Source organism: Aerosakkonema sp. BLCC-F183 (assembly GCF_041929145.1).
Taxonomy (GTDB): Bacteria; Cyanobacteriota; Cyanobacteriia; order Cyanobacteriales; family Aerosakkonemataceae; genus Aerosakkonema.
This window is the reverse complement of the sequence record NZ_JBHFNU010000089.1, coordinates 38,551-50,475: the sequence shown is the minus strand read 5'-3', so window position 1 is coordinate 50,475 and position 11,925 is coordinate 38,551. Positions and strand designations below refer to the sequence as shown.

Annotated in this window: 17 protein-coding genes and 1 pseudogene; 13 read left to right on the top strand and 5 right to left on the bottom strand. The window is 42.3% G+C overall.

The features are described from left to right. From ACE1CD_RS27360 to ACE1CD_RS27350, 3 genes and pseudogenes are all read left to right on the top strand, one after another. Positions 1-260, top strand: a pseudogene (locus ACE1CD_RS27360) (hypothetical protein); the annotation flags it as partial. 10 nt (positions 261-270) lie between these two features. Continuing rightward, entirely contained in the window at positions 271-669 is a 399-nt protein-coding gene (locus ACE1CD_RS27355; RefSeq protein ID WP_374791186.1) for a hypothetical protein, read from the top strand. A gap of 148 nt (positions 670-817) precedes the next feature. Beyond that, positions 818-1,927, top strand: a complete 1,110-nt coding sequence (locus ACE1CD_RS27350; RefSeq protein ID WP_374826864.1) for a radical SAM protein — start codon at positions 818-820, stop codon at positions 1,925-1,927. Between the two features lie 103 nt (positions 1,928-2,030). Here the strand turns inward: ACE1CD_RS27350 and ACE1CD_RS27345 are convergent, their stop codons facing one another. Together ACE1CD_RS27345 and ACE1CD_RS27340 are read right to left on the bottom strand one after the other, a co-directional pair. Continuing rightward, the gene (locus ACE1CD_RS27345; protein WP_374791190.1) at positions 2,031-2,165 is read right to left on the bottom strand and encodes a hypothetical protein; all 135 of its coding nucleotides are present in this window, start codon (positions 2,163-2,165) and stop codon (positions 2,031-2,033) included. Positions 2,166-2,177: 12 nt separating this feature from the next. Further along, positions 2,178-2,441, bottom strand: a complete 264-nt coding sequence (locus tag ACE1CD_RS27340; RefSeq protein ID WP_374791192.1) for a hypothetical protein — start codon at positions 2,439-2,441, stop codon at positions 2,178-2,180. A 139-nt stretch (positions 2,442-2,580) separates the two neighbouring features. On the opposite strand from ACE1CD_RS27340, the gene ACE1CD_RS27335 reads away from it, so the two are divergent. Continuing rightward, entirely contained in the window at positions 2,581-3,195 is a 615-nt protein-coding gene (locus tag ACE1CD_RS27335) for a Uma2 family endonuclease (RefSeq protein WP_374826863.1), read from the top strand. A 398-nt stretch (positions 3,196-3,593) separates the two neighbouring features. Here ACE1CD_RS27335 and ACE1CD_RS27330 read toward each other — a convergent pair whose 3' ends face one another. Both ACE1CD_RS27330 and hpnH read right to left on the bottom strand, forming a co-directional pair. Further along, complete coding sequence (locus ACE1CD_RS27330) at positions 3,594-4,730, bottom strand: glycosyltransferase (RefSeq protein WP_374826862.1); 1,137 nt, start codon at positions 4,728-4,730, stop codon at positions 3,594-3,596. A gap of 178 nt (positions 4,731-4,908) precedes the next feature. Next, complete coding sequence (gene hpnH, locus ACE1CD_RS27325) at positions 4,909-5,931, bottom strand: adenosyl-hopene transferase HpnH (RefSeq protein ID WP_374826861.1); 1,023 nt, start codon at positions 5,929-5,931, stop codon at positions 4,909-4,911. 127 nt (positions 5,932-6,058) lie between these two features. Between hpnH and tgt the strand changes: the two genes are divergently transcribed. The 5 genes from tgt (at position 6,059) to ACE1CD_RS27300 (ending at position 8,762) form a co-directional block, all read left to right on the top strand. Continuing rightward, positions 6,059-7,195 carry a tRNA guanosine(34) transglycosylase Tgt gene (tgt, locus tag ACE1CD_RS27320; RefSeq protein ID WP_374791200.1) on the top strand — a complete coding sequence of 379 codons (1,137 nt, stop codon included), beginning with the start codon at positions 6,059-6,061 and terminating at the stop codon, positions 7,193-7,195. Positions 7,196-7,241: 46 nt separating this feature from the next. Further along, the gene (locus tag ACE1CD_RS27315) at positions 7,242-7,379 is read left to right on the top strand and encodes a photosystem II reaction center protein K (RefSeq protein WP_190469060.1); all 138 of its coding nucleotides are present in this window, start codon (positions 7,242-7,244) and stop codon (positions 7,377-7,379) included. Between the two features lie 235 nt (positions 7,380-7,614). Then, positions 7,615-7,845, top strand: coding sequence for a DUF433 domain-containing protein (locus ACE1CD_RS27310; RefSeq protein ID WP_374791203.1), 231 nt, complete (start codon positions 7,615-7,617; stop codon positions 7,843-7,845). Then, on the top strand, positions 7,842-8,222 hold the full coding sequence (locus tag ACE1CD_RS27305; RefSeq protein WP_374826860.1) for a DUF5615 family PIN-like protein: 381 nt from the start codon (positions 7,842-7,844) through the stop codon (positions 8,220-8,222). Before ACE1CD_RS27310 ends, ACE1CD_RS27305 begins: the two co-directional genes overlap by 4 nt. 138 nt (positions 8,223-8,360) lie before the next feature. Further along, complete coding sequence (locus ACE1CD_RS27300; protein WP_374826859.1) at positions 8,361-8,762, top strand: hypothetical protein; 402 nt, start codon at positions 8,361-8,363, stop codon at positions 8,760-8,762. Positions 8,763-8,870: 108 nt separating this feature from the next. On the opposite strand, the gene ACE1CD_RS27295 is transcribed toward ACE1CD_RS27300, so the two are convergent. Beyond that, a complete protein-coding gene (locus ACE1CD_RS27295; protein ID WP_374826858.1) occupies positions 8,871-9,359 on the bottom strand; it encodes a helix-turn-helix transcriptional regulator in 489 nt (162 codons plus the stop codon). 356 nt (positions 9,360-9,715) lie between these two features. Here ACE1CD_RS27295 and ACE1CD_RS27290 point away from each other — a divergent pair, with 356 nt between their 5' ends. Genes ACE1CD_RS27290 through ACE1CD_RS27275 form a run of 4 tightly spaced genes read left to right on the top strand, consistent with a single transcriptional unit; the run spans position 9,716 to position 11,781 of the window. Next, entirely contained in the window at positions 9,716-10,405 is a 690-nt protein-coding gene (locus tag ACE1CD_RS27290; protein WP_374826857.1) for a hypothetical protein, read from the top strand. Positions 10,406-10,464: 59 nt separating this feature from the next. Then, entirely contained in the window at positions 10,465-10,854 is a 390-nt protein-coding gene (locus tag ACE1CD_RS27285; RefSeq protein ID WP_374826856.1) for a hypothetical protein, read from the top strand. 3 nt (positions 10,855-10,857) lie between these two features. Next, a complete protein-coding gene (locus tag ACE1CD_RS27280; protein ID WP_374826855.1) occupies positions 10,858-11,208 on the top strand; it encodes a hypothetical protein in 351 nt (116 codons plus the stop codon). A 30-nt stretch (positions 11,209-11,238) separates the two neighbouring features. Continuing rightward, positions 11,239-11,781 carry a hypothetical protein gene (locus ACE1CD_RS27275; protein WP_374826854.1) on the top strand — a complete coding sequence of 181 codons (543 nt, stop codon included), beginning with the start codon at positions 11,239-11,241 and terminating at the stop codon, positions 11,779-11,781. The last annotated feature ends 144 nt before the right edge of the window (positions 11,782-11,925 follow it).

Genomic DNA, 11,925 nt, shown 5'->3' with positions numbered 1-11,925 from the left:
ATCACGATAGGGATGGGAATGCGACGAAAAATTTGAGGGAAGAGGGGATTAGGATTCTATCAACATATACCGATGGGCAATCGGAATTTCAAGCTTGTGGAGAGCAAGTAAGTCTCGTTAGTAATTCTGCTAAAAAGCGTTTCTCTGTGAAACAAGAATCCCCCGTTATAGTGTTAGCGAGAGCGGGGGAGTGTCAACAATCCGCTACTGCAATTGCTGGCAAAATTCAAGGGAAAGAAAAAGGGTTGTCCTTTAGTTAAGGATTCTGCTTTGCAGCAGCAACGCTATCCGCTCAAGCTTTTGTTAGGAGCATTAGGTTTTGTAGTGCTGCGAGGCGCGGGATTTTTGCTCACATTTATGGCTCTGCACCCAGTTAGTCCCAGTCAAATACCAATGCTAATCAATACTTTTAGTTTAGCTTGGTTGGCGGCTCTAGTTCTACCGGGAGCACCGGGGGGAGTGGGAGTGTTTGAAGCTACAGCGATCGCACTCCTCGATCGATCGTATTCTACCGGGCTGGTACTGAGTGTTGTCGCTGTTTTCCGTCTGGTTACTATCCTGGCTGAAGCGATCGGTGCTGGGTTATCTTGGGTAGACGATCGTCGCTTTTCGCACAAATACAATCTGGATAACACCGCTACAGCAGCAGAACTTGTTCGCATCGACTGAGTAAACGACTATACATTTTATTTGCAGAAACTAACATTAAAGTTTATGCTGATGGCGTCATTAGTCATTATTCTATTGTTCGTCGTAGTTCCTAGCAAAGAACTACGAACAATGAGCGATGCCCTATGCCCCATTCTCCATAAAATTTATGTCTGTTTTGTCACAAGCGATCGATACTATCAAACTGTTACCAACTGGTGGGCCTGGTGTATGCACGATTTTAATCACTAACGCCTGCAATGCTAATTGTGATTTTTGTAACTACGCACGGGAAAAAACCTTCGTTACAGAACACAAGTGGATCGATGCAGACAAATTGTGCGAAGCGATCGATATTTTGTACGATCGCAGCGTTCGCTACCTGACATTTGTGGGAGGGGAACCGACTTTGCACCCCAGGCTGAAGGATATTATCGCCTATGCCACCAAGAAGGGTATGCGTTCAACTGTGGTAACAAATGGCTCCAAACTTACACCGACGCTGTTAAAAGAACTCAAAAACAGCGGTCTGAAAAATTTGTCTATTTCTATCGATTCGCCATCAGCTGAAAAACACGAAAAAAATCGAGGTTTACCCAAAGTTTGGGAACGCATCAAAGCCGCCAATGAAGAATGCAAACGCTTATCAATAAAAACTGCGGCATCGGTAACAATCAACAAGCTGATCGGGGACTTTCGAGAACTTTTAGCTGTCGTCAAAGCACTTGGCTTTGAAAGTGTCACTTTCGCTTATCCAAAAACTTCATCGGGTGCGACTACATCCCTCAGTTTTTCTGAGACTTCGCCACTAATTGACTACACGCCAGACGAGTTAATCGCCGCACTGGAAACAGTGAAATCGCTCAAAGGAGAATTTGGCATTCTCAATCCAGGCGAATCTTTAACAGAATTGGTGCGTTTTCTCAAACAAGAGAAGCAGATGTATCCCTGTTATGGTGGATACAAATATTTTTATTTAGATTACAATTTCGATGTGTACAGGTGCGATCGCTGGCCAACAAAGATGAGTTCGATTTTTGATTTCCGCGACCAACCTTTTATCCGCGATAACTGCACCCAATGTATGAGTCAATGCTATCGAGATTCTAGCGTTTTATTGCACACTTCGGTGTCGGTTGGCGATGCGATCGAACATTTGCGCGAAGGTAAGATTTTAAGTGCTGTACAGGATATAGCGAAACCGAGCAATTTCTCTTCGCTGAAAACTTTGATTGAGGATTGGGGTACGCTTAAGAAGCTGGCAAAAATTGAGAAATGAACCCCACCCCCAACCCCTCCCCGTCCACGGGGAGGGGAGCGAAACTCCCCTAACTTTTGACAAGTTTTTGTGGCGATAATAAAAGGTCTAATCGTAGGGTGGGTTAGGCACGGGCGACAATTTCAGCACTTTCGATCGATAATTTAGTTGCCGTGCCGTAACCCACCAGCGCACACATCTGTAAGATATACAAACATTTTCTACCATAAACCCAAAACACCCGATTTTCTTTCATCATATCTCCGTATTTTTAACTTGAAATGTCATATTTCTGCTGCATTTCTTGGATAAAATCCCCGATGGGGCGAGTTTGTCCGGCGTTAAGTTCCTCGAAGCCTTGTTGGATACCTGCGATCGTTTCCAATTTGTCGATCAGTTCGCGCACTTTGGTAGGATCGACTTTGCCCGGTTCAAGAAAGGTGACGAGAACTTGGGCGCGATCGCTAATATTTTGCGGTAGTTCATTTAGCTCGATTTGCCCATTCTGATAAATACCTTCAACAGTTGTTAGCATAGGTTGTATTCGATCGGTTAGCGTTACTCACCTAATTTAATGATATGCGATCGCATCCTGTTTGCTCACTGGACAAGAGGGTGCGATCGCTCCTCTGCTGTCCCAATCTGCTATCTTTGAAGAAAACTCGGTATAAATTATGCTTCAATCCTTACAAAAACCAATAACATTTGCTGAATTTATTAAATGGAAGCCGGATAACAAACGCTACGAGCTGCATGATGGAGCAATTATTGAAATGCCACAGCCTACAGGCGAACATGAAGATATTGTCGGATTTTTATCCGAAAAACTCACTTTAGAATACGTCCGCATCAATCAACCCTATTCTATCCCTAAAACGGCGCTGGTTAAATCAGCCGAAAGTGAATCGGCTTATTCGCCAGATATCTTGTTGCTGAACCGTTCTAATTTGCTAAATGAACCACTTTGGCAAAAAGAATCTACTGTGACTATGGGTGCATCAATTCCCTTAGTTATTGAAGTGGTTAGCACTAACTGGCGCGACGATTACTACAAAAAATATGGAGAATACGAAGGCATAGGAATCCCAGAGTATTGGATAGTAGATTATCTGGCTCTTGGCCCTCGTAAGTTTGTTGGAAGTCCCAAGCAACCGACTATTTCTATCTACTATTTAGTCGATGGAGAATACCAAGTCAGCCAATTTAGAGAAACAGATTGCATCCAGTCGTTAATTTTTCCAGAGTTAAGTTTAACTGCCGAAGAAATATTTCAAGCTGTCAGCATTTGAATTATCCTAACGCAAGTTCCTAATTAGATTAAGTAGGTGTGTCATATCATATCCCGTACCATCGATTGCCTAAAAAATGCCTTCTTATCCAATTTCTTATCTGCGTTAATCTGCGTTAATCTGCCTACATCTGCGGTAAAAATTTAACCCCCGATCTCCACAGATAATCTTTCGCATCAGTCTTACATTAGAGCGCCAGTCCAGTAAAATGGTTTTACAAAATAAATGGGTCTTTCGGGTTTATGGTGGAAAATGTTTGTTTATGTTACAGATATGATGGTGGGTTACGGCACGGGAACTAAATTATTGCTTGAAAGTACTGAAATTATCGCCCGTGCCTAACCCACCCTACAATTAAATAAGTTTTTATTATCACCACAAAACGGAGATTCTTTTCCCTAATCAGTCAGTATTCCACCAGATTGAATTCGCAGTCGTCGTCCGCGCCAATATACGCTTTGCCCGAAAGCACCACCTACCCAAATAACAAAATTCATCAAATCGCGAATAGGTAGCGCCCAAACCCACCACAAAAGTTGAGGACGACCCATACTATAAATAGCTGTTAGCGCTTGCACAAATCGGATTATAAATGTGGCAATGCTTACCATTATTGCCCAACTTTGAAAACTGGATAACAAAAGTAGAGCAATACAATAAATTGTGCCGTAAGATAATCCCATACCGTAATAGTCAGAGCCACGGTTGATCCGAATTGTTCTCGCCCAACGCAATTCCCGCATAAAAACTTGCTTGACTGTTTCGCGTCCGCAATCATTATCGAGGATGTATTTAGAGAGTTCGACTCGATAGCCTACTTCGGTTGCCATTTTACCGATATGGTAATCCGAACCGATGCGATTGACTACTTTTTGTAAGCCGCCGAATTTTTCTAGAACAGATTTGCGGGTGGCAATAGTTGGGCCTAAAGAAAATTTTAAACCACCATCCATACTTCGCGCTACTAACACGCTGGGTATGAAGTCGGTACACCTCCCCAAAGACGCCAAAGCTGCACCGAGAAATTTGGGAGCGCGATCGCAATATCCGCAAGTTACCACGCCGATGGCCGGATCTGCAAGCGGGGAAGTCACATTGCGGAGGTAATCTGGGGTAACGCGAATATCGCTATCGGCGAAAATGACGATTTCGTTGTTTGCTTTTTCTAGTAAGTGCCACAAATTGCTGATTTGATGATTAATCCCACGCGCTTCTAAGCCGTAAAATAGTTTAGCGCGATCGGGAAATTTTGCTACCACTTCTTTTAATACTGGTATCGCCGGATCTGACGGACTCATCACACCGAACAGCACTTCGTATTGTTCGTAGTCTTGGGTGCAAAAAGATGTCCAGTTTTCTCTTGCGCCTTCATCTACTCCGCAAACTGGAATTAAGATTGATACCCCTTGCTTATTAACACCAGTTTCTCCTTTGCGATCGGAGAAAAAGCGAATGGTGCAGAAAGCGCAAATTGCGTAAAAAATCAGCGCTATCGCAATGAGAAACAAGAAAGTTAGTTCTACCGCAATAATCATTTATAATAATCTCTGAGCGTAAATTTTTACTTGGGTATTCCAAATGAAAAATTTCAAATTTCAATTCTAAATCTAAAATTTGAAATTTGAAATCTTCAATCAGGATAATAAACCGGGTTTCTTTCGCTTAAAGCAACGAATATCGACTTTTACAGCCAAAGAAACCCGGTTTCTGGGATTAACTAACCATTCCGAATACGCTGCCGATCGCACGCACCACATTACTCGGCTGCATCGCATCCGTTGCTGCTGTCGGTTCGTAGCCGCAATGTACCATACAATCCGCACACTTGGGATTGCCGCTATTGCGACCGTAGTTACTCCAGTCTGTATTTTCCAGCAATTCTTGGAAGCTGGAATAATGACCTTCATTGAGAAGATAGCAGGGTTTTTGCCATCCTAAAACGCTGTAGCTGGGACTACCCCAAGGCGTACAATCGTAATCTTTTTCGCCGATGAGAAAGTCCAAAAACAACGGGTTGTGGTTGAAGTTCCAATTTTTCTTCCCTGCTTTGTAGGGCGCTAGAATTTCTCGGAATAGCGCTTTTGTCTGTTCTCGTTTGAGAAAATGTTCTCGATCGGGTGCCCATTCATAACTGTAGCCGGGGGAAATCATCATGCCATCGATATCTAATGTGGCGAGAAAATCAAAGAAATCTTGCATTTCTTTGGGGTCTGTGCCGTCAAACACGGTAGTATTGGTGGTGACGCGAAATCCTTTCGCTTTGGCGGCGCGAATCGCTTTCACGGCAGTATCGAAAACGCCTTTGCGATCGACACATTTGTCGTGCAGTTCTCGCAAGCCATCCAGGTGTACGCTGAATGTGAGGTAAGGCGAAGGTTCAAATTTATCCAGGCTTTTTTCTAGCAACAAGCCATTCGTACACAGATAAACAAACTTTTTCCGCTCTACCAAACCCTTGACAATTTCATCAATTTGTGGGTGAAGCAGCGGTTCTCCGCCTGGAATGGAGACGATCGGTGCGCCGCACTCTTCCGCAGCGGTAAAGCACTGTTCCGGGGTGAGATTTTGCTTGAGAATTTCTGTTGGGTGCTGGATTTTACCGCAACCGGCACAAGCAAGATTGCAGCGGAATAAGGGTTCCAACATCAAGACTAAGGGATATTTTTTGCGACCGGCAAGACGTTGGGCAACTATATACTTGCCCACTTCCAGCGCTTGTAGTAAGTTGATTGCCATTAATTTCCGGTCCTCTCACCAAAGAAATTCTACATTCGGAATTTTGCATAGTTTAACTCAACTGACAAGGCGATCGCTAAAGCATCATCATGGTATAGGGCCTTTTAGCGTTTAGGTTGAATTAGTTTTGAGTTCTAATTTTAAATTTGAATGTCAGGCTTGCTGCTCTCATACTCAAGCGCGAGCGGGAGTATTTTATACACCTCACGGCTTGGTAGAAACACCTCGTTTTATGCCGGTGGGAACGTTAGCGACTGTGAAAACTTTAACCACGGCTCAGTTGCAAGCTACAGGCGCACAAATGATTCTAGCGAATACCTATCACCTGCATCTCCAACCCGGAGAAGGAATTGTCGCAGGTGCTGGCGGTCTGCATAAGTTTATGGTTTGGGATGGGCCAATGCTGACCGATTCGGGTGGCTTCCAGGTCTTCAGTTTGAGTCAATTGCGTAAAATAACGGAAGCAGGTGTAACTTTTCGTTCGCCTCGCGATGGCAGAATAATTGAGTTGACGCCGGAGCGATCGATCCAAATTCAAAACACCCTCGGCGCTGATGTGATTATGGCGTTTGATGAGTGTCCGCCTTATCCAGCGGAATGGCAATATGTGGCGGCTTCTTGCGATCGCACTTATCGCTGGTTGGAAAGATGTATAAAAGCGCACGAACGTAAGGATCAAGCGCTGTTCGGGATCGTTCAGGGAGGAGTCTATTTAGATTTGCGGCAGAAAGCAGCCGCATCTCTGGCAGAATTAGATTTGCCTGGATATGCGATCGGCGGAGTGAGTGTGGGGGAACCGCCAGAATTGATCGAAAAAATCGTCAAAGCTACCGCACCTTTGCTACCGCGAGAAAAGCCGCGTTATTTGATGGGGGTGGGTACGTATCGGGAAATGGCGCGGGCGATCGCAGGGGGTGTGGATTTGTTTGACTGCGTGATTCCGACGCGGTTCGCCCGTCACGGTACGGCGATGGTGCAGGGGGAAAGGTGGAACCTGAAAAACGCGCAATTTCGAGAAGATTTCACAGCTTTGGACGATAGTTGTCCGTGTTATACCTGTCAGAACTTCAGCCGCGCTTATTTGTGCCATTTGGTGCGATCGCGGGAAATTCTGGCTTACACTCTGCTATCGATACACAACGTCACCGAACTGGTTCGCTTTACCCAGAGAATAAGGGAGGCGATTTTGAGCGATCGTTTTGCTACGGAATTTGCCCGTTGGCTCGATCCCGCACCCAGTAGCGATGCGATCGGCTCATGTTAAGATACTATACGATTCTGAAAACTGTGTTGAAGAGGAAGGTTAAATCATGGAAGCGGCGCTCTTGCTAGCAAAACTGCCCGAAGCTTTTTCCGCGTTCGATCCCCTGGTAGACGTTCTACCCGTAATCCCCGTCTTTTTCTTGCTGCTGGCTTTTGTTTGGCAAGCAGCCATCGGTTTCAAATAAACTGATAAATAGCGTTATCCAAAAATTAAAAAGGTGGCTACTTGGTAAATTGGGTAGCTATCTTTTTTTTTGACGATCGCAACTCAATATTGTTAGCTAAGAAACCCGCTTTCGCAGGTGGCGATCGAATATATTAGGTGGTAGAGCGATCGCACTGGGATCGAAGCGTGGGTAAAAAGTGCGATCGAACTTTTGAGCAGCGATGATACAATGCAATTACAGGATATATAAAATTATGAAACAACTAACTAGAATCACCATGAATCCCGAAGTAATGGGAGGAAAACCTTGTATACGAGGTTTACGAGTAACTGTCGGAACAATTGTTGGCTTAGTCGCCTCTGGACACTTGCCAGATACAATATTGCAGGCATATCCCTATCTGGAAGAAGCAGATATTTATGAAGCGCTTGCTTATGCAGCATGGCGAGTTGAAGAAATAGAAGTACCTCTAACTTCAGTATGAAAATACTAATTGACATGAACCTTTCACCCGACTGGGTTCAAGTCTTCGCCAAATACGAAATTGAGTCTGTTCATTGGTCAAATATTGGCGATCCAAGAGCAACAGATCGCGTCATAATGAACTGGGCAAGCATTAATGGTTATGTTGTCTTCACCAACGACCTAGATTTTGGCATCCTGTTAGCAGCTACCCAAGCAGAAGCACCCAGCACGATCCAAATTCGGATTCAAGATATTCTACCTGCCAGCATAGAAAATTTAGTAATAGAAGCATTACGTCGGTTTGAATCAGAACTTGAATCGGGTGCTTTGATTACCATCGACCTCACCCGTTCCAGAGTAAGAATTCTTCCCATAAATCCACCTACAAAAGGATAAATTTAATTCGTTTTCGGATATTTTTGCTGCGGTAATGATGTCATCGGGTATGGTGAGTATCATAGTGTACATACCTGTTGCCGCATTTGAATTTTAGCATTTTTGCATAATGGGTGCGATCGCTAAGGAGGCATAATAATGGAATACCTAATAACACCGCCAGAAGAAACAGATTGGAAAATAGATCGGTCAGATTTTGTTAACAATCTTTTCAGGCAATGGGCAGATATTAAAATTCGGCATCTGACCAACCCGGATGATTATTATGATTTTGAATGGTTTACAAAAGTGTCTGGAAAGGCAGTAAGATTAGATGGAGCTTTACACAGAGATGCAAGGGGAGTAAGTTTACAGGGCTATTTAGAAGATTGTGCTAAATTTGCAATTTGGTTTCGTTCTTTCGTTCCGAAAAGCCAGAAGCTAATTTTTTATGACCAAGGATACAATTACTACATTGAATTAGAAGAAGGAATCACAGAGACAGAAATTTTAGCAGCGTTTGAAAGTAGCAATTTAGAGAGAGTTGGTGGGGCAAAGTAAGGTGAGGCTGAAAGCAAGCGATCGCACTTAGATTAAAGGATAGAAAAGGAAGTGCGATCGGACTTTTCAGCGACCTCACCTTATACACATTTCAACTGTAGCCAAAATCTAGTTAGTAGTATTATCGTCAAGCTTTAGGTCTTTTATTGATATATCTGAAACTTTTGATGTTGGTATTCTTAGGTTAATCAGAAATACTATTTGATCTTTTTCAATATTTATATTAGTTATATTTACCACACTATTTCCAGGTAGCAAACTATTAACTGGCACTTGAGCATTTGACTGAGATTTATATCCTGCATCCTCAAGCCATTCAGCAATCTTTCTCCAGTTTTCTATCTTTTCATTACATTTATCTAGCAAACTCTTAACATACCTATACACAGTGGCACAAAGATCGGTTTCCACTCCCTTAGCATTCTTACCCAGCCTTTCCGCTATTTCACCAGGACTGTAACCACAAAGCAACCCCCGCAGATGTAGCTTTTCCACAGGGGTAAGGCGCTTTCCCTTCACAGATGCCAAGTCCGTATAAAGGGTTTCCAAGTCCCAATGGTTTGCGGCTTGGGCAAACTGCTCGTCAGTAGATGCCATGCTGTCAGCCTCAACAATTCCTGATGTAATCCTAACATAAATCCTGATGTTTATCAGAGAATAGCTGAGTTTGGCTAGCTTAAAATCAGTTTAATACCTAAAAGCTTATAAACTGAGTTTGACAGAAGATACAAGGCATTAACAAGCTAAAAGTAGCAATTGTTACATTTTAGTGAAGGAGCAATCACCAAAAGCCTGTTATTTAGACAGGTAACTTCAGCGTCTAGCAAGTACAAGGGGATGACTAACTCTTTTGCTATTTGCCAAGATAGAATCCAGACGCTTACAGGGAGACTTGCTCGCAAAAAGCAGCTAATTTCTAGGTGATTTAAAAGTCTCGAAAATGCAGGTGATTTATGGGTTTATTCGATAGGCTAAAACCTAAACAAAAAACACCAGATGATATAGAAGACGAAGTTATTAAAGTTGCTGATGATATTCAATTAACAGTGAGAGGTATTCCTTCAGACTTAGCGCCAGAAAAGCGTAAGGCAATATTTGAGAGCTTAATACGCAATACGATGTCACGTCTTCCCGAACGTGCATATAATCCTGGTGAAAATATATATCAAGGTAAAGCACGTTTACGAATTAATGATGAGATGTGCGACATAGTTTATTCAATAGACGCCCTTCGCGTGTTAACTGCCTTAAAAATCTACAAAGATGCTTTCGACCATATAAATGCAGGAGCAAGAGAAGGAATTTACGATCGCGATTTGGCTGAATTAACAGCCGACTATATCAAACAATCAGCTTGGGAGGAAGTGGAGTCAGTAAAAGGCCATAATCAGCATTCGACTTTAATAGTACAGCAAGTTGACGAAAACACGGAGGTTGCGATTGAAGGACTTCCTACATCGATAATAACGCCAATAATTCGCACAGAGGTAGTTTCAAAATTAGTCAAAGATAACATTCGAGCAGGAGCTAGTAGTTTACCTTCGGCAATCATAGATCATCCAAAAACTACTACATTAAAAATAGGTGGCAAATTTTATGAAGTTGATTATGTATTTCGCACTAAACGGGACCCTTCAACTTGACTAATGCAGTTGATAATTCAAAATAAGCTAACATCATACTTAATTAAGGATTAAGCAAAATGGATAACTCTGTTGTTAGAGAGCAAATTGGCACTGGTCTTGAAGTCATAATTGAAGGACTACCTCAATCTGTAATGACACCAGCAGTTCAGGCACAAGCAGCTTTAGCATTAGTTAAGCATGGCATTCCGGCAATGGGTAGTTATACTGCCGGAGTTATAGGGGGCATACGATACGCTACGTTAAAGGTTGGCAGTCAATACTATAAACTGAAATATTCATTTATTGCTATGCGTGCCATTACTGCTCTTGAAATTTTTAGTGAAGCTACTCAATGGATTGAGTTTCAGGAATCTCAGGGAAGGGTAGATTCAAAACTGGCAGACCTAACAAAAATATATCTCTATAAACAGCTAGAGAAAGAGCAAGAAAAGTGGTTAGGGAAGTAAAATATGGTAAAAATAAATATAAAATTAGGAAATGATGCTGAGTTAATTATTGATGAACCAAAATCAGCATCTTCCGGCGATCGTGCGATAATAATCACCTCAGCAATTGCCCAAGCTTTTTCAGATTCAACAAGCCTAAGCCCTTCTACACAAACTGGTTTCTTACCTATTACAATCGGAAGTACAGTTTTCCGTATTTATTATGAATTACGAGTCAAACGGATACTTAATGCTTTAACTGCATATTCTGAAGCAATTAGGCATATTCAACAAAATCCTCATCTTTACGACCAGCGTCTGGCTCGTAAAGCAATTGAAGTCTTGCGGGAGTGTTACAATGACCGTCTGAGATGATAATTTACGTAAGGCAAGAATTATAGCAGCATGAGCGATAGAGATAGAATAAATAAACTATTAAAAGTTCTTCGAGAGGGATCGGAAGCTGTTCGTCGTAATCCCAGCGAGAATAATTATAAGCGTTTTGAAAAGCAAATTGAAAGAGCAGGTCAAAGAACGAACCCTTGGCGTTGGGTTATAGGCTTGACTGTTTCCAGCATAGTTGCTTTATTATTTATTTATATAGTGAACCAATCTCATAAAAATTATTCGCAAAAAAATAATAAAAATTATTCTTTTAATTTCCCCATGATTGCTTGCGGAGATCAAACATCTGGCGGTACTAACAGATGGTATCCTATTTATATCAATTACAATCAACAAGATTTAATAAGAGTCCGTAAGTATTTTTGCTGTGATGCGTTTTACGATCATGGTGTTGGTAAAATTCAAATAGCTTCATTCTATAATCGTTCAAGAGCCGAGCAACTGGTAGCAGAACTGAAAGCTCAAAATTTCAAAAATGCCAAAGTTGGGGCTGGCGATGTCGTAAATACGTCCCCATCTTCCAATCAGAATAATTGCAAATAGTAATTGACCAAACTCAAAATTTCTTAGTTTCCATATTGAAAAAATGCGATCGCACCATCACCACCCTACCCAATACCACTAACTTTCTCTCTCCTACCTTCCCTAATTTCCCGCATCCGCTGTTGATATTTTAATGCGATCGCA

Bases quoted from the DNA above. Each gene is read 5' to 3' on its own strand.
- ACE1CD_RS27350 (WP_374826864.1), top strand. From the start codon at position 818: ATGTCTGTTTTGTCACAAGCGATCGATACTATCAAACTGTTACCAACT.
- ACE1CD_RS27345 (WP_374791190.1), bottom strand. From the start codon at position 2,165: ATGATGAAAGAAAATCGGGTGTTTTGGGTTTATGGTAGAAAATGTTTG.
- ACE1CD_RS27340 (WP_374791192.1), bottom strand. From the start codon at position 2,441: ATGCTAACAACTGTTGAAGGTATTTATCAGAATGGGCAAATCGAGCTA.
- ACE1CD_RS27335 (WP_374826863.1), top strand. From the start codon at position 2,581: ATGCTTCAATCCTTACAAAAACCAATAACATTTGCTGAATTTATTAAA.
- ACE1CD_RS27330 (WP_374826862.1), bottom strand. From the start codon at position 4,730: ATGATTATTGCGGTAGAACTAACTTTCTTGTTTCTCATTGCGATAGCG.
- hpnH (WP_374826861.1), bottom strand. From the start codon at position 5,931: ATGGCAATCAACTTACTACAAGCGCTGGAAGTGGGCAAGTATATAGTT.
- ACE1CD_RS27315 (WP_190469060.1), top strand. From the start codon at position 7,242: ATGGAAGCGGCGCTCTTGCTAGCAAAACTGCCCGAAGCTTTTTCCGCG.
- ACE1CD_RS27310 (WP_374791203.1), top strand. From the start codon at position 7,615: ATGAAACAACTAACTAGAATCACCATGAATCCCGAAGTAATGGGAGGA.
- ACE1CD_RS27305 (WP_374826860.1), top strand. From the start codon at position 7,842: ATGAAAATACTAATTGACATGAACCTTTCACCCGACTGGGTTCAAGTC.
- ACE1CD_RS27300 (WP_374826859.1), top strand. From the start codon at position 8,361: ATGGAATACCTAATAACACCGCCAGAAGAAACAGATTGGAAAATAGAT.
- ACE1CD_RS27295 (WP_374826858.1), bottom strand. From the start codon at position 9,359: ATGGCATCTACTGACGAGCAGTTTGCCCAAGCCGCAAACCATTGGGAC.
- ACE1CD_RS27290 (WP_374826857.1), top strand. From the start codon at position 9,716: ATGGGTTTATTCGATAGGCTAAAACCTAAACAAAAAACACCAGATGAT.
- ACE1CD_RS27285 (WP_374826856.1), top strand. From the start codon at position 10,465: ATGGATAACTCTGTTGTTAGAGAGCAAATTGGCACTGGTCTTGAAGTC.
- ACE1CD_RS27280 (WP_374826855.1), top strand. From the start codon at position 10,858: ATGGTAAAAATAAATATAAAATTAGGAAATGATGCTGAGTTAATTATT.
- ACE1CD_RS27275 (WP_374826854.1), top strand. From the start codon at position 11,239: ATGAGCGATAGAGATAGAATAAATAAACTATTAAAAGTTCTTCGAGAG.